The organism is Streptacidiphilus sp. MAP5-3, assembly GCF_041262505.1.
Lineage (GTDB): Bacteria > Actinomycetota > Actinomycetes > Streptomycetales > Streptomycetaceae > Streptacidiphilus.
On record NZ_JBGCCL010000022.1, the window covers coordinates 73,256 to 89,848 of the forward strand.

General features: G+C 71.7%; 9 protein-coding genes. 5 read left to right on the forward strand and 4 right to left on the reverse strand.

Annotated elements, in window-relative coordinates:
- Window positions 1-183 precede the first annotated feature (183 nt).
- From ABH928_RS26890 to ABH928_RS26900, 3 genes are all read left to right on the forward strand, one after another.
- Entirely contained in the window at window positions 184-3,774 is a 3,591-nt protein-coding gene (locus tag ABH928_RS26890) for a CDP-glycerol glycerophosphotransferase family protein (RefSeq protein WP_370070982.1), read from the forward strand.
- Between the two features lie 253 nt (window positions 3,775-4,027).
- A complete protein-coding gene (locus tag ABH928_RS26895) occupies window positions 4,028-5,503 on the forward strand; it encodes a hypothetical protein (protein ID WP_370070984.1) in 1,476 nt (491 codons plus the stop codon).
- A gap of 10 nt (window positions 5,504-5,513) precedes the next feature.
- Window positions 5,514-7,115: a hypothetical protein gene (locus ABH928_RS26900; RefSeq protein WP_370070986.1), complete on the forward strand. Its 1,602-nt coding sequence runs from the start codon at window positions 5,514-5,516 to the stop codon at window positions 7,113-7,115.
- Here ABH928_RS26900 and ABH928_RS26905 read toward each other — a convergent pair.
- Together ABH928_RS26905 and trpS are read right to left on the reverse strand one after the other, a co-directional pair.
- Window positions 7,105-7,698, reverse strand: coding sequence for a 2'-5' RNA ligase family protein (locus tag ABH928_RS26905; protein WP_370070988.1), 594 nt, complete (start codon window positions 7,696-7,698; stop codon window positions 7,105-7,107). The two genes, ABH928_RS26900 and ABH928_RS26905, sit on opposite strands and share 11 nt — an antisense overlap.
- An 8-nt stretch (window positions 7,699-7,706) precedes the next feature.
- A complete protein-coding gene (gene trpS / locus ABH928_RS26910) occupies window positions 7,707-8,729 on the reverse strand; it encodes a tryptophan--tRNA ligase (protein ID WP_370070990.1) in 1,023 nt (340 codons plus the stop codon).
- A gap of 142 nt (window positions 8,730-8,871) precedes the next feature.
- Here trpS and ABH928_RS26915 point away from each other — a divergent pair, with 142 nt between their 5' ends.
- Complete coding sequence (locus ABH928_RS26915; RefSeq protein WP_370070992.1) at window positions 8,872-10,353, forward strand: glycosyltransferase family 2 protein; 1,482 nt, start codon at window positions 8,872-8,874, stop codon at window positions 10,351-10,353.
- A 364-nt stretch (window positions 10,354-10,717) separates the two neighbouring features.
- Window positions 10,718-13,840 carry a BTAD domain-containing putative transcriptional regulator gene (locus tag ABH928_RS26920; protein ID WP_370070994.1) on the forward strand — a complete coding sequence of 1,041 codons (3,123 nt, stop codon included), beginning with the start codon at window positions 10,718-10,720 and terminating at the stop codon, window positions 13,838-13,840.
- Between the two features lie 69 nt (window positions 13,841-13,909).
- Here ABH928_RS26920 and ABH928_RS26925 read toward each other — a convergent pair whose 3' ends face one another.
- Both ABH928_RS26925 and glyA read right to left on the reverse strand, forming a co-directional pair.
- Complete coding sequence (locus ABH928_RS26925; protein WP_370070996.1) at window positions 13,910-15,235, reverse strand: hemolysin family protein; 1,326 nt, start codon at window positions 15,233-15,235, stop codon at window positions 13,910-13,912.
- A 42-nt stretch (window positions 15,236-15,277) separates the two neighbouring features.
- Window positions 15,278-16,531 carry a serine hydroxymethyltransferase gene (gene glyA, locus ABH928_RS26930; protein WP_370070998.1) on the reverse strand — a complete coding sequence of 418 codons (1,254 nt, stop codon included), beginning with the start codon at window positions 16,529-16,531 and terminating at the stop codon, window positions 15,278-15,280.
- Window positions 16,532-16,593: the final 62 nt, after the last annotated feature.

Consider the following 16,593-nt stretch of genomic DNA (forward strand, 5'->3'; position numbering starts at 1 on the left):
CACGGGCTCCACCGCGGGTTCGCGAACCCATCACGCCGTTCTTACCCGGCTTGACGGCGCGCGACGGCACGGCATCCTGTTCGAGTCCGGCTCCGGATACGCTAGGGCTCGTTCCTACGTGCGGTAAGCCCCGCCCCTCCACCGGCGGGCGCCGTGCCAGCAAAGAAAGGCTCGAGCACCTCCATGGCCCCCCGCCTCTCCGTGGTCGTCCCGATCTACAACGTCCAGCTCTACCTGGACGAGTGCCTGGCATCTCTTGCCGCGCAGACGATGAGCGACCTCGAAGTCGTCATGGTGGACGACGGGTCCACCGACAACAGCGCCGAGATCGCGCGCGAGTGGGAGGCCAGGGACAGCCGCTTCCGCCTGGTCCAGAAGGCCAACGGCGGCCTCGGTCCGGCCCGCAACACCGGCATGGAGCACATCGCGCCGGACAGCGAGTTCCTGTGCTTCGTCGACAGCGACGACACGCTCCCGCCGACCGCGTACGAGCTGATGCTGGAGACGCTGGACCGCACCGGCTCCGACTTCGTCGCGGGCAACGTGCTGCGGTTCCGCTCCGTCGGCCACGTGCAGTCGCCGGTCCACCGCAAGCCCTTCGCGAAGACCCGGCTGGCGACGCACATCAGCGAGTTCCAGCCGCTGACCACCGACCGCACCGCGTGGAACAAGGTCTACCGCCGGTCGTTCTGGGACAAGCACACCATGCAGTACCCGGGCATCCTCTACGAGGACGCCCCGGTCTCCATCCCGCTGCACTACCTGGCCGAGAAGGTCGACGTCCTCGCCGAGCCGATCTACCACTGGCGTGAGCGCGAGGTCGGCGCCCGCTCGATCACCCAGAACCGGACCGACCCGAAGGGCCTGATCGACCGGGTCCGCTCCATCGGCATGGTCCGCGAGTTCCTGAAGAAGCAGAACGGGCCGCGCTTCAAGCAGTTCCTGGCGGACTACGACCAGAACGCCCTGGTCGAGGAGATCCCGCTGTTCTTCCGCGCCCTGACCGAGGGCGACGACGTCTACCGGACGGCCTTCCTCGACCACGTCGGCAAGATGATCGACCAGCTCGGCCCGGACGCGATGAACGCGCTGCCGCAGCCGATGCGGCTCAAGTACTACCTCACGGTCAAGCGCCGGATGGACGACCTGCTGGCGCTGCTCGAGTTCGACCGCGAGCACCCGTGGACCATCCCGGTGCGCGGCAACGTGCGTCACCAGGCCCACTACTCCTTCCTGGCCGACGTGCCGGATTCGGTGCTGCGCCTGGACTCGGAGCTGGTGGTCCGCACCGGGCTGCGGCGCGCGGACTGGACCGAGGACGGGCGGCTCTTCATCAAGGGCTACGCCTACCCCAAGCACGTCGGCGCCATGCACGCGTACGACTCGGTCAAGATGCTGATGCTCCGTGAGAACGGCAGCCGACGCACCATGGCGCTCCCGGCCAAGACGGTCAAGGACCTCGACGTCACCGCCAAGGCCTACGACCAGCCGCTGCGCCACTGCGACCACGCGGGCTTCGAGCTCTCCTTCGACCCGGACCGGCTCAAGCACAAGGGCCAGTGGGTCGACGGCATCTGGCGGGTCACCGTCGGCGTCTTCGGCCCCGGCCGTCCGCGCCGCAGCCGGATCAAGGCGGGCCCGTACGACTCCGGCGCCAACCCGGCGCCGCGCTGGGTCGCCGACAACGTCCGGGTACTCCCGGAGATGCGCGACGACCACCTCTACCTCCGGATCGAGACCGTGGACGCGCTCGTCGGCTCGGCGTCCTCGGTCGGCGACGCCTTCGAGCTCAGCGGCCGGATCTCCGCCGCCAAGGCGGGCAAGGTGCGCGCGCTGCGGCTGGTCCACCAGGAGGACGGCGCGACGGCCGAGCTGGAGTGCCCGATCATCCTCGGCGCCACCGCCCGGGGCTGGACCTCGTTCACCGCCTCCGTCGACCACGCGCTGATGGCCTCCGCCCGCAAGGAGCTGCTGCGGCTGCGTCCGAGCGTGGCCCAGCAGGCCCAGGACCGCTGGGGCAGCGAGCTGGTGCTGGAGGACGACAGCATCCTCCAGCTGGTGATAGACGACCGTGAGGCCAAGGCCGCGGTGCAGTACCCGGTCGCGTCGACGGCCGACGAGGGTCCGCAGGTGCTCTGCTTCAAGCGGTCGCCGCGCGGCTACCTGCAGATCGTCGAGCAGCCGCTGCAGCCGGTCTTCGAGAAGGTGACCGCGCTCCCGGCCGAGCAGGCCTTCGCGCTGGAGGGCACCTTCCCGCTGGAGGGCCGCCACGCCCTGGAGCTGGTGCTGCGCCACAACTACCACGCCCAGGCCCAGGTCTACCCGGCCGAGGCGGTCGACGGCCGCGTCTACGCGACGCTGCCCGCGCTGCCCAACCCGGGCTGGAACGGCGATGTGCCGCTGCTCTCCGGACAGTGGGGCCTCTCCGTCCGGGTGCTGCCGGACAACCCGGCCGACGAGCACGCGCTCGGCTCGGTCGGCGTGGTCGAGGTCAAGGCCCGCCTGGCCGCCTCCGCCTTCGCGTCCCTGCCGGTCTCGGTCGAGGCCCGCGGCCGGACCGTCAGCCTGCGCCGCCGCTGGTACGACGCGGCCCTGCTGGACGTGGAGGAGGCCGTCCCGCTCGCGGAGCGCGGCAACTACCACATCCGCCGGATGCGCGACGAGGTCTACCCGGCGGCGCTGAACAAGCCCGTGCTGCCGCAGGTCCTCTACGACGTCTTCGAGGGCAAGGACTACTCCGACTCCCCCAAGTACATCCACCAGGAGCTGCTGCGCCGCCGCGACGACCTGGAGCACCTGTGGGTCGTCCGCGACCACCGCGCTGCCACCCCGCCCGGCACCCGGGCGGTGATCCTGGACAGCGAGGAGTGGTACGAGGCGTACGCGCGCAGCCGCTACATCGTCGGCAACACCCACTTCCCGCGGTGGATCACCAAGCGTCCGGGCCAGACCATCGTGCAGACCTGGCACGGCACGGCGCTCAAGCGGATCGGGTTCGACTTCGACAACGACTGGTTCGCCGACACCGACTACCTGGAGGCGCTGGAGCGCGAGGCCAAGCAGTGGCGCCTGCTGCTGTCGCCCAACCGGTTCAGCACCCCGCTCCAGGAGCGGGCCTTCCGCTTCACGGGCGAGACGCTGGAGTCCGGCTACCCGCGCAACGACGTGCTGCTGGCCGAGGACCGCGAGGTGCTGGCCCGGCGGGTGCGCGAGCACCTGGGCCTGCCCGAGGGCAAGAAGGTCGTGCTGTACGCGCCGACCTGGCGCGAGGACAAGATGCGTCACGCCGGCGGCCACCAGCTCGACCTGCACCTCGACCTGGAGCTGATGCGGCGTGAGCTGGGCGAGGACCACGTCCTGCTGGTCCGCCCGCACGCCCACGTGGTGGACGCGATCCAGGGCACGGGCGACGGCTTCCTCTGGGACGTCGGCAGCTACCCGGACATCGCCGAGCTGTACCTGATCGCCGACGTGCTGGTCACGGACTACTCCTCGGTCATGTTCGACTACGCGGTGACCGGTCGGCCGATCCTGTTCTTCACCTATGACCTGGAGCACTACCGGGACACCCTGCGGGGCTTCTACTTCGACTTCGACGAGCAGGCACCCGGCCCGCTGCTGGGCACCTCCGCCGAGGTAGTCTCCGCGCTGCGCAACCTCGACCAGGTGGTGGCCGACAGTGCCCCCGCCTACGAGGCCTTCCGCAAGACGTACTGCGACCTCGACGACGGCCACGCCGCCAAGCGCGTGGTCGACCGGATGCTGGAGCTTTGATGGCAGTGGGCTCGACCTCGACCCGTCCCTCCCCTCCCCCGGGGGGGGGCGGCCCCCCCGCGCGGGGGGGGGGGGGGGGGGGCCCGGCCGCCCCCCGGGGGGGGGGGGCCCCCCCCCCCGGGGGGGGGGGGGGGCGCCCCGGCCCCCCCCCCCCCCCCCCCCCCCCCCCCCCCGCGCGGCCCCCCCCCCCCCCCCGGGGGTCGGGGGGCTGACCGACCGGATCCGACCGTGGGTTGCGCGCATCCCCCCGCGGATGCGGTTCCCGCTGGCCGCGGCCGGGCTCGCTTTCCTCATCTCCCTGGTCTGGTGGGCGGCGTTCTACCCGGGGCTGATGAGCTTCGACAGCTACACGTACACGTGGGAGTCGACGACCGGTCACTGGATAAACGACCACTCGATCCCGTACATCGGCTCCGTCTGGCTGTCGCTCCAGCTGACCGGCACGTACGCACTGCTGACCTTCGGGCAGATCGTGGCGCAGGCCGCGATCACCGGCTACCTCGCCGCCGGGCTGCGGAAGTTCTCCATCCGCAGGCGCTGGATCCTGGGCGCGGTCGCGCTCTGCGGCATCCTGCCGCCGACCGGTGACTTCTTCATCTTCGTGTGGAAGGACGTCCCCTTCGTCCTGGGCGCGATGCTCGCCGCGGCGGCCGTGCTGCACGTGGTCGGCGACGCGCTGAAGCTGCCGCGCGAGGCGCGTCGCGGCTTGGGCCGCGGACTGATCGGCCGACGCGAGGACTGGCTGGGCTTCGGCGGGGCCATCGGCCAGCGCCGTGACTGGCTGGCCTTCGGCGGCGGCATGCTGCTGCTGGTCCTGGCCCGCAACAACGGCTTCCTGACGGTGGTGCTCGTCGCCGTCGTGCTGGTGGCCTGCCTGCCGTGGCTGTGGCGTCGGATCGTGCCGCTGACCGTGATCCCGGTGATCTTCTACTTCTTCCTCACCAGCGTGGTCTACCCGGTGGTCGGGGTGCAGGCGCAGACCAACAACTCGGCCTACACCTTCTTCTACGCCGACGTCGCCTACGGGTACAGCAAGGACCCGTCGATGTTCAGCCAGGCGCAGCTGCAGGCCATGGCCGCGGTGTCGCCGCTGGAGCACTGGAAGTCGGCCGGCGCGCAGTGCTACGACACCGACCCGCTGACGATAGACGGACCGTTCGACATGACCGCCGCGGCGGCCAACCAGACCGAGCTGATGTCCGCCTTCACCACCGTGCTGAAGAAGGCCCCGCAGTACGTCGCCGACGCGCAGTTCTGCCGCTCGCACAACGCCTGGGCGGTCTTCCCCGACTCGCACGGCATCTTCATGGCGCCGGTCAACTACACCGGCCCGTACAAGTCCGCGCTGATCTCGCACCCGGACCTGAAGACGAGCCCGTTCAAGAGCGCGTTCCACGCCGCTCCGCTGTCGAAGACGCTCAACCACCTGGGCTCCTGGTGGTTCGCGGTGTCCCGCGCGCCGCAGCTGCAGTGGATCCTCTGGGGTGGCGCGGTCTGGTGCTACATCTGCTACGCCATCGTGGTCCGGCTGACCCGCCGGGTGTGGCGCAGGGAGGTGCTGGCCGCGGCAGCCGTCATGGCGGGCCTGCAGCTGACGGTGCTCGCCGCGACGCCGGCCCCGCTCTACCGCTACATGGCCGGCCCGACGGTCCTGGGCGTGCTGCTCCTTCCGCTCGCCTTCTCCCGGCTCCGGCGCGACGACCCCGCGACTGACGCCGCGAATGACTGAGGAATCCCCCATGACCCTGTCGCCCGTCCGGGAGCGCTCGACCGGCCCGCAGGCCGCCGGGAGCCTCGGGGCCCTCGCCTCGGTGCGTGCGCGCTACGACGCGCTCGTCGACCGGATACCGCCCAGGCTGCGCATGCCGGTCGGGATCGCCGTCCTGGTCTTCGTCGGCTACCTGCTGTGGTGGGCGGCGTTCTACCCGGGGCTGATGACGTACGACAGCTTCAACTACACCTGGGAGTCGACGACCGGGCACTGGATCGACGACCACTCGATCTTCTACATCTCCTGTGTCTGGCTGTCGCTGAAGATCACCGGTGACTACGCGCTGCTGACCTTCGGTCAGATCGTGGGCGCCGCGCTGTCCATCGGCTACCTGGCGGCGGGGCTGCGCAAGTTCAGGATCCGCACCGGCTGGATCGTGGCCTCGGTGGTGCTGTTGGTGGCGCTGCCGTCCAGCGGCGACTTCGTGGTCTACATCTGGAAGGACGTCCCCTACGTCATCGGGGGCGTGCTCGCCTTCGCCGCGATCACCCACATCGTCGGGGACGCGCTGCGGGTGCCGCGGGCGCTGCGCAAGGACAAGGCGCACCGGACCACCCCGGTCTGGGGCCAGCGCCGCGACTGGCTGCTGATGGGCGCCGGTTTCACGCTCTCCTGCCTGTCCCGGAACAACGGCTTCCTCGCGGTCTTCCTCTCCGGTGCCGTCTTCGTGCTCTGCATGCCGTGGCTGTGGCGTCGGATCGCCATCGCCACGCTGATCCCGATCATGATCTTCGTAGTGCTGGACAAGGGCGTCTACCCGGCGCTCGGCGTGACCCAGCCGACGGACTACGCGGGCAACACCTTCATCTACGCGGACATCGCCTACGCGTACTCGAAGTCGCCGCAGAGCTTCAACGCGGCGGACAAGGCGCTGCTGAGCGAACTCGCCCCGCTGAGCCACTGGAAGAAGGCCGGCGCCGACTGCTACGGCACCGACGCGCTGACCAGCGGCCTGAACAAGACGGCGGCAGCGGCGCACAACTCGCAGCTGATGAGCCTGTTCGTCAAGTCCCTGCAGAAGGCGCCGGACGACTTCATCGACGCCACGATCTGCCGCGGCACCCCTGCCTGGGCGATCAACCCGGCGCAGGACCGCACCTTCATCATGGGCATCCAGTCCTCGCCCAACGGCTACACGTTCATGTACGCCCACCCGGAGCTCTACCAGAGCCCGTACTACGGCTCGATGCACGTCCGGCCGCTGTCGACGAGCCTGCACAAGGCGCTCAACTGGTGGTACAACCTGGGCAAGACGCCCGAGTTGAACTGGATCCTGTGGAACGGCGCCACCTGGTGCTGGATCGCGTACCTGATCCTGGCCCGGCTGACCCGCAAGGTCTGGCGACGCGAGGTGCTGGCGATCGGGGCGGTCTGCGCAGGCATGCAGCTGAACGTCTTCATCGCCACGCCCGGCCCGCTGTTCCGCTACATGGCCACGCCGTTCTTCATCGGCGTGCTGGCGCTGCCGCTGGCGTTCAGCCGGCTCAAGCGTGAGGACGCACCGCAGGAGCAGCAGACGCTGCCCGCTGCGGAGTCGCAGGCCGATTCGCGGGCAGCGCTCAACGCGTAGCGCGCGCCGCCGTCGTGAACGCGAAGGTGCGGACGGGTCGCCAGACCTCGTCCGCACCGAAGCGGTAGAGGCTGAACCCGTCCACCGTGAACTCCGCGTCGAATCCCCGCAGTTCGGCCTGGGCCCGGTCCAGCTCGGCAGGCGGCAGATCGTGGGCCACGGTCACGTGCGGGTGGTAGGGGAACCCCAACTCCCGGGCCAGCGGCCCGGAACGCACCGACGCCTCCAGCGCCCGGCACTCCGCGATGCCCTCGTCCAGTCGGACGTAGACCACCTGCGAGACCGGCCGGAAGGTCTCCGTCCCGTGCAGCCGGACCCGGAACGGCCGGTGCTGCTCCGCCGCCCGCACCAGGTGCCCGTCGATCGCGTCGAGCGCGCCTGTGGGCACGGACGTGGGCGGCAGCAGCGTGATGTGCGTCGGGATCCCGGCCGCGCGCCGATCGCCGTAACCCGTGCGCGCGTTCTGGACCAGCGACGCGTACGGCTCGGGCACAGCCAGCGAGACCCCGATGAGCACGCCCTCGGGGATGCCCTCGGAGAAGTCCCCGGGGATGCCCTCGGGTATGTGGTGACTGTCGCCCATCCGGCCGCTCAGCTCTGCGCCGGACGCAGGAAGCCGATCCGGTCGTACGTCTCGGCCAGGGTCGGGGAGGCGACCGCACGGGCCTTCTCCGCGCCGCGCGCCAGCACCCGGTCCAGCTCGGCCGGGTCGTCCAGGTAGCCGCGGGTGCGCTCCTGGATCGGGGCGACCCACTCGGAGTAGTAGTCGGCCAGCTCGGTCTTGAGCGCGCCGTACATCTTGCCCTCGAAGTGCTCGACCAGCTCCGGGATCGAACGGCCACTGATGGCCGAGTAGATGGAGAGCAGGTTGGAGACGCCCGGCTTCTGCTTCTCGTCGAAGGCGATGACCGTGTCGGTGTCGGTGACCGCGCTCTTGAACTTCTTGGCGCTGCCCTTGATGTCGTCCAACAGGCTGATCAGGCCCTTGGGCGAGGAGGCCGACTTGCTCATCTTCGCCGACGGGTCCTGCAGGTCGAAGATCTTGGCCGTCTCCTTGGGGATGTAGGCCTTCGGCACCGTGAACGTCTTCCCGTAGCGGCTGTTGAAGCGCTCGGCCAGGTCACGGGTCAGCTCGACGTGCTGACGCTGGTCCTCGCCGACCGGGACCTGGTCGGCCTGGTACAGCAGGATGTCGGCGACCTGCAGGATCGGGTAGGTGAAGAGGCCGACCGTGGTGCCCTCGGAGCCCTGCTTGGCGGACTTGTCCTTGAACTGGGTCATCCGCGACGCCTCGCCGAAGCCGGTGAGGCAGTTCATCACCCAGGCCAGCTGCGCGTGCTCGGGCACGTGCGACTGCACGAAGAGCGTGCACCGCTCCGGGTCGAGCCCGACGCCGAGCAGCTGCGCGACCGAGACGCGGGTGTTCTCCCTCAGCACCGCCGGGTCCTGCGGCACGGTGATCGCGTGGAGGTCGACCACCATGTAGAACGCGTCGTGCGTCTCCTGCAGGTCCACCCACTGGCGCACCGCGCCGAGGTAGTTGCCGAGGTGGAACGAGCCGGACGTGGGCTGGATGCCCGAGAGCACGCGAGGACGGTCGATGGCCATGGCCACATTCTCTCAGGTGCGCACAGGTTCTTTCGCGCGCCCCGAGGACGCGCGCGGGCCGCCGTTCCTTCGAACAACCGCCACCTCCGGCCGACCGCAGCGTTGTTCACCGCGCGGACCAGTAGCGGAGCCCGGGAGGAGCGAGGACGTGACCACTCCCTTGGTGACGGTGATCACACCCGTCCACGACACACGCCCCTATCTGGAGCCGTGGTTCGACTCGCTCCGGGAGCAGACGCTGGACCCCGGCGAGTTGGAGGTGCTGGCCGTGGACGACGCCTCCACCGACGGCAGCCGCGAGGAGCTGCACCGGCTCGCGGCGTCCTGGCCCGAGGTGGTCCGGGTGGTGCCGCTCGAACAGCGCGGCGGTCCCGGCCGGGCCAGGAACGAGGGGCTGCGCCGGGCACGCGGACGCCATCTCTTCTTCCTCGACTCGGACGACCGGCTGGGCCCGGAGGCCCTGCGCCGGATGACGCTGACCGCGGAGCGCTGTGGTTCGGACGTCGTCGTCGGCAGGGTGGCCGGGGTGAACGGCCGCTGGGTCCCCGCGTTCGCCTGCCGCGAGACCGACGACGACGTGCGGTTCCCCGGCGGCGACCTGGCCTGGACGCTGACCCCGTCCAAGCTGTTCCGCACCGAGCTCGTCCACCGCCACGGCATGCGGTTCCGCGAGGACCTGCCCGCGTACAGCGACGGCCCGTTCGTGCTGGAGGCGTTCTTCCGCGCCCGGCGGATCTCGGTCCTGGCCGACTACGACTACTACCACCTGGTGGCCAGGGACGACCGGAGCAACATCACCTACCGGTCCCGGCCCGCCGACCGGCTGCGCGGGATCGCGGCGGGGATCGAGGTCACCGTCCGGTTCGCCGCGCCGGGCGCGATCCGGGACGAGGTCAACGACCGGCATCTGCGCGGCGATCTGGTCAACCTGTTCCGGGCGGACTTCCTGGCGCTGGCCCGCCCCGAGCAGGAGGCACTGGTCGCGTCGGCCGCGGAGCTGGTCCGCGCCCACCTGACCGATCCGATCCGCGCCCGGTGCAGCGAGGCGCAGCGGCTCCGGCTGCACTGCCTGCAACACGGGCTGGTGGGCGAACTGACGGACCTGGTCCGGCACGAGACGGAGACCGGCGGCCTGCCGGAGCCGATGTCGGCGAGCGTGTCCTGGTCGCCGCAGGGCCTGCGGGTCCGGACCTCACGGCCGTTGCCCCAGCTGACCAGCGCTCCGGTGACGTGGGTCCGCGGCCAGGGTCGGGACGGGCAGGGTGGTCGGCGCGGCGGTGGCCGCGGTGGCCGGGGCAGCCGGGGCGGCCAGGTCCGGGCGGGTGACGAGACCGCGCGGGTGGCGACGGACGACGAGACGGTGATCCCGCTGACCTCGCTGCTGCCGCACCAACGCGTCGCCCTGCGCGTCGAGTCGAGCCTTGCCGGTCGGGAGGTGACCGCGGCGCTCACGCCGGAGGCCGGGCTGGGCCAGCGCCGGGTCTGGCACGGCGGACGTCTCTACCGGGTGACGCCCATGCCGGGTCCGCGCGGCGAGTTGGTGGTCTGGGTGGCGGTGATCCGTCCCGGCCGGGTGCTGAAGCTGCGGCTGCGGCAGTTGTCGCGCCGCCACCGCGCGGTCCGGGCCTGACCCGTGTGGGGCGGGGCGGGGCTGGCCTGTGCGGGGAGGGGCCGTGCGGGGCGGGGCCGTGCGGGGAGAGCACGACGAGGAGGACCGCCCCTCCGATGCGGTCCTCCTGCGCGCTGTGGGCCGCCCGACGGGCGTGCTCCCGGTTCCCCCGTCGGCCTCGAACGGCCCTGGGCCGCGCCCGGAAAGGCGCGGGACCGCTCGGAGCGGAGACCGGCGACGGGAACCGGAGGCACTCACCCCGGCTTCAGCCACGATCATCGTCGCTGGGGCCGGTCTCACCGGGCTAACATCCCGATAACACGCTCCTGGAGGGCGACAGACGATCGGCCGGGAGACACGCGTGCGCTTCACCATCCTCGGACGTGTGAGCGTGAGCGACGACTCCCCGGGCGCCGGGCCGCTGGTCCTGGAGCCCGGCATCCCCTGCACCGTGCTGACCGCGTTGTTGCTCAACGCCAACAACAGCACCAGCAGGGAGCAGTTGGCGACCGTCGTCTGGGGCGAGGACCGGCCCGCGACCGCCATCGCCTCGCTCCGCAACCACGTGCTGCGGCTGCGTCGCCGGCTCGGGCCGGAGGCGGGGGCGCGGATCCGTACCGTCGGCGGCGGCTACCTGGTCGACGTCGGTGACGGCGAACTCGACGTGCAGGAGTTCACCGACCGCTGCCGACAGGGCCGTCAGGCGCTGCGCGACGAGGACTGGGCGCGCGCCGCCCAGTTGCTCTCCGGCGCGGTGACACTGTGGGGCGGTGCGCCGTTCGCCGGGCTGCCGCCGACACCGGAGATCGGCGCGCAGGTCCACCACCTGGAGGAGACCCGGCTGCTGGCCCTGGAGAGCCGCCTCGACGCCGACCTGCGGCTCGGTCGTCACCAGGAACTCGTCGCCGAACTCCGCACGCTGGTCGCCGACCATCCGCTGCGCGAGGCGTTCCACAGCCGGCTGATGCTGGCCCTCTACCGGGCCGACCGCCGGGCGGAGGCACTGGAGGTGTTCCACCGGCTGCGCCGCACGCTCGTCGACGAGCTGGGCGTGGAGCCCTCGGCCGCGGCGCGGGACCTGCAGCAGCGCATCCTGGCCGGCGCCGCCGACCTCGCCCCACCTGTTGCGCCGACCGGGCCGACCACACCGACCGCGCTGAGCGCGCTGACCGGGCCGCAGACGGTTCGGGCACCTCGGACCTCGTCGTCGCCCTCCGCCCCACGAAGCGGGCCGCGTCACCAACTCCCGGCCGACACCCGGACGTTCACCGGCCGCTCGGAGGAGCTCGCACAGCTTCTCGACCTCCCCTCCTCGGACATCGACACCGCCGACCCGGCCACCGTCGTGATCTCGGCGATCGACGGGATGGGCGGCATCGGCAAGTCCGCCCTCGCCGTCCACGCCGCACACCGGCTGCGCGACCGGTTCCCCGACGGGCAGTTCTTCCTCGACCTGCACGGCCACACCAAGGGTGTGGACCCGATGGCGCCCGGGGACGCGCTCGAATGGCTACTCAACTCCCTTGGGGTGCCTGCCCCGCAGATACCGGACGAGCTCGACCGGCGCGCCGCCCTCTACCGGGACCGGCTCGCGGGCAGGCGCACGCTGATCCTGCTCGACAACGCGGAGAGCACCGCCCAGGTCCAGCCGCTGCTGCCGGGCGCCGGCGGCTGCCTGGTGCTGGTGACCAGCCGAAGACGGCTGAGCGGTCTCGACGACGCCCACCTGATCACCCTGGGCACGCTGACCACCGCCGAGGCGGTCGTCCTGCTCCGTCGGATCGCGGGCGAGGACCGCATCCCGGCCGACGCCGGGCCAGAGGCGGCGGAGGCTGCGGATTCGCAAGAGGCGGCGGCCGAACTGGTCGCCCTCTGCGGCCATCTCCCGCTGGCGGTCCGGATCGCCGCCGCGCGGCTGCGGCACGAGCGGTCGCTGACCGTCGCCGACCTCACCCGTCAACTCCGCGACGAGCAGGCGCGCTTCGACCATCTGGCCGACGAGGACCGCAGCACGGCCGCGGTCTTCGAGCTCTCCTACGCCGCACTCCCCGAGCCCGAGCAGCGGCTCTTCCGCAGACTGGGACTGATCCCCGGCACCGAGATCGACGCGGTCGCCGCCGCCCGGCTGATCGCCGAGGACAGACGCACCGCCGCACGGCTGCTGGCATCGCTGCTCGACCACAACCTGCTGCTCGAACCGGCTCCCGGCCGCTACCGCTTCCACGACCTGGTCCGGCTCTTCGCCCGCACGCTCGGCGCCACCGAGCCGCTCGCCGTGCAGCAGGAGGCCGTCGGGCAGCTGACCGCGCACTACCTGGACGCGGCGCGCGCCGCCGACCGGCTGCTGGCCCGGACCCCACGTCCGGGCGACCCGGCCTCCACGATCGACGACGGGCCCACCGCACCGCAGCCCGACGACCGCACCAGCGCCCTCGCCTGGATGCGCCGGGAGCGCGACAACCTGGTCGCCTGCGCCACCCACGCCGCCGAACACGGCAGGCCCGCACGGGCGGTGGCGCTGACGGCCGCCATGGCCGCCTTCCTGCACACCGAGGGCCCGTGGGCGCAGGCCGCCGTTCTGCACCGGAACGCCGCCGAGCTGGCCCGGGGCGACGGCGACGGTCTGGCCGAGGCCAACGCGCTGGTGGACCTGGCCCGGGTGCTGCTCACCTCCGGCGAGGTCTCCGGCGCCCGGCGCGAGCTGGAGCAGGCGCTGACGGTCTATCAGCAGGTGGGCGACCGGCTCGGCCGGGCCACCGCGCGGTGGGAGCTGGGCCGGATCGAGCACATGGCCGCCGACTACACCGCCGCGAGCGCGCACCACGAGGCGGCGCTCGCCCTCTACCGCGAGCTAGACGCGCCGACCGGCGTGGCCAGCGCGCTCTACGGTCTGGCGCGCGCCCGCCGTCAGCAGGGCGACCTGACCGCGTCGGCCGCGCTCTGCGCCGAGGCGCTCACGCTGTTCCGGCAGGGCGGCGACACGCTGGGCCAGGCCAACGCCACCTTCGAGGGCGGCCTGGCCCACCGCGAGGCCGAGGGCCGGCCCACGGCGATGCGACTGACCGAACAGGCCCTCGCGCTCTACCGGCAGGCCGGGAGCCCGATGGGCGAGGGCAACGCGCTCAACGAACTCGGTCGGCTCTGCCTGCTCGCCGGGGACCACGACGCCGCCGACGGTCATCTGCGGCAGGGTCTTACGATCTTCCACCGGCTCGACCAGCCCCACGGTCAGGCCATCGCGCTCAACGACCTGGCCCTGGTGCGGGACGCGGTCGGCGACCACGCCTCCGCCGTCGACCTGCTGGAGCAGGCGCTCGACATCTATCTGCAGCTCGGCGCCCGACTGCGTCAGGCCGAGGCCCGACGGCAACTGGGCCGGGCACTCGCCGCGCTCGGCAAGGTCCCCGAGGCCGCCGCCCAACTGCGGCTCTCCGCCGAGCTGTTCGACACCCTCGGCGACCCGGACCGGGCCGCCGAGGTCCGGGCCGAGCTCGCTTCGGTGGGCTGAGCCCGGTTCACAGCACCGACGCCGGTCACTGCGGTGGAGACCGCTCCGGGGTCGACCACTGCGTGGCGACTACTCCGGGGTCCCCTGATCCGACGGGGGCTGCTCGGGCGGGGACTGCTCCGGCGGCGCGGTGACGCGGACCCGGTCCACGCGGCGGCCGTCCAGGCGGGCCACCTCGAGCTGGTAGCCGTCCGCGGTGGTGATCCGGTCGCCGACCAGCGGCAACCGGCCCAGCTCCGCGACCACGTACCCGGCCACGGTCTCGTACGGGCCCTCCGGCAGCTCGACCCCGGTCTCCTCCTCGAAGTCCGGCAGGTTGAGCAGCCCGTCCACCTCGATCGACCCGCTCGCCAACCGCCGTGTGGTGGACAGCTCCTGCGAGTCGTACTCGTCGCGGATCTCGCCGATGACCTCCTCGACCAGATCCTCCAGCGTGACGATCCCTGCCGTGCCGCCGTACTCGTCGACGACGATGGCCAGGTGGTGGCCCTCGTGCCGCATCTCCGACATCGACGGCAGCACCCGCTTGGTCGCGGGCAGCAGCTTCACCGGCCGGGCGATGTCGCGGACCGTGCCGACCGCGTCCGCCCCGTACAGGTCGCGGACGTGGACGAAGCCCACGACCAGATCGTAGGAGCCGTCCACCACCGGGTAGCGACTGTGCGGGTAGTCCCGCACCTCCTCGCGGACCGCGGCGAGCTCCTGCGAGGCGTCGAGGAAGGTGACCTCGGTGCGCGGCACCATCACCTCGCGCAGCTGCCGCTCCCCCGCCGCGAAGACCTCGCCGATCAGCTGCCGCTCGTCGATGCCGAGTTCGGTGTTGGCGGCCACCAGCCCGCGCAGCTCCTCGGAGCTCATCGCGTTGCGTCCGGCGCTCGGGTCGCCGCCGAGCAGCCGGACCATCAGGTTGGTCGACGCCGACAGCAGCCAGATGACCGGCCGCAGCACCCGCGAGATGGACTCGACCAGCGGCGCGGCCATCAGCACGATCGACTCGGAGCGCTGCAGGCCGATCCGCTTGGGCGTGAGCTCGCCGAGGACCAGGGAGACGTAGGAGATCACCAGGGTCAGGCCGACCAGGGCGAGGGTGTCGGCGAGGCCCTGGCTCACGCCCCAGCCGACGAAGATCGGCGACAGCTTCTTGGCCAGCGTGTCCGCGCCGAACGCCGCCGACAGGAAGCCCATGCAGGTCACACCGACCTGCACCGAGGCCAGGAACCGGTTCGGGTCCGCGGCCAGATGCGCCGCCCGGGTGGCCCGCCGGGTGCCGCGCTCGGCCAGCGCGCGGATCTGGCCCTCCCGCAGGGAGATCAGCGAGATCTCCGCGACATTGAAGATGCCGCCGATCACGATGAAGAGAAGGACCAGCCCGGCGTCGCGCAACGTCTCGCTCACCGGGCCAGTCTAGGGACCCTGCCCGTCCGGTTACCGTTCCGGTTACCGGACGGGCAGCCCGGGCGCGGGGTAGGCGTCCATCAGCGCCTTGACCTCGGCGCGGACCTTGGCGACGGTCTCCTCGTCCCCGGTCTTCGCCGCCGCGACGACGCGGTCGATCCACTCGGCGACCGTGCCCATCTCGGACGCCGGGATGCCGCGCGAGGTCAGCGCCGGGGTACCGATCCGGATGCCGGAGGGGTCGAAGGGCTTGCGGGTGTCGTAGGGGACGGTGTTGTAGTTCACCACGATGCCCGCCCGGTCCAGCGCCTTGGCGGCGACCTTGCCGGGGACGTCCTTGCCGCTGAGGTCGATCAGCAGCAGGTGGTTGTCGGTGCCGCCCGAGACCAGGTCGAAGCCGCGCGCGGCCAACTGCTCGCCCAGCGCCTGCGCGTTGGCGACGACCTGGTGGGCGTAGGCGCGGAACTCAGCGCCCGAGGCCTCCTTGAGCGCGACCGCGATCGCCGCGGTGGTGTGGTTGTGCGGGCCGCCCTGCAGACCGGGGAAGACCGCACGGTCGATCGCCTTGGCGTGCTCCTCGGTGGAGAGCAGCATCGCGCCGCGCGGACCGCGCAGGGTCTTGTGGGTGGTGGTGGAGACGACGTCGGCGTGCCCGGTCGGCGAGGGGTGCACGCCGCCCGCGATCAGTCCGGCGATGTGCGCGACGTCCGCGACCAGGACCGCGCCCACCTCGCGGGCGATCTCGGCGTACCCCGCGAAGTCGATGGTCCGCGGCACGGCGGTGCCGCCGCAGAAGATCACCTTGGGCCGCTCGGCGAGCGCCAGATCCCGCACCTTGTCCAGGTCGACCCGGCCGGTCTCGCGCTCCACGCCGTACTGCACGCCGCGGAACCAGGTCCCGGTGGCCGAGACGCCCCAGCCATGGGTGAGGTGACCGCCCATCGGCAGCGCCATGCCCATCACGGTGTCGCCGGGCTTCAGAAAGGCCAGGTAGACGGCGAGGTTGGCGGGCGAGCCCGAGTACGGCTGGACGTTGGCGTGGTCCATGGCGAACAGCGCCTTGGCCCGCTCGATCGCCAGGGTCTCGACCTGGTCGATGTTTTGCTGGCCCTCGTAGTAGCGCTTGCCGGGGTAGCCCTCGGAGTACTTGTTCTGCAGAACGGTGCCGGTCGCCTCCAGCACCGCGTGCGAGACGTAGTTCTCACTGGGGATCAACCGCAGTGTGTCCGCCTGGAGTTGCTCCTCGGCGACGACGAGTGCGGCGATCTCGGGATCGGTGGCGGCGAGATGGGACACAGGGCGTCCTCCGGGTCCGTTGCTCCGTCACGGCCATCGTGGCGGAGTCCGACCCGGCTGCC

Bases quoted from the DNA above. Each gene is read 5' to 3' on its own strand.
- ABH928_RS26890 (WP_370070982.1), top strand. From the start codon at position 184: ATGGCCCCCCGCCTCTCCGTGGTCGTCCCGATCTACAACGTCCAGCTC.
- ABH928_RS26895 (WP_370070984.1), top strand. From the start codon at position 4,028: ATGCGGTTCCCGCTGGCCGCGGCCGGGCTCGCTTTCCTCATCTCCCTG.
- ABH928_RS26900 (WP_370070986.1), top strand. From the start codon at position 5,514: ATGACCCTGTCGCCCGTCCGGGAGCGCTCGACCGGCCCGCAGGCCGCC.
- ABH928_RS26905 (WP_370070988.1), bottom strand. From the start codon at position 7,698: ATGGGCGACAGTCACCACATACCCGAGGGCATCCCCGGGGACTTCTCC.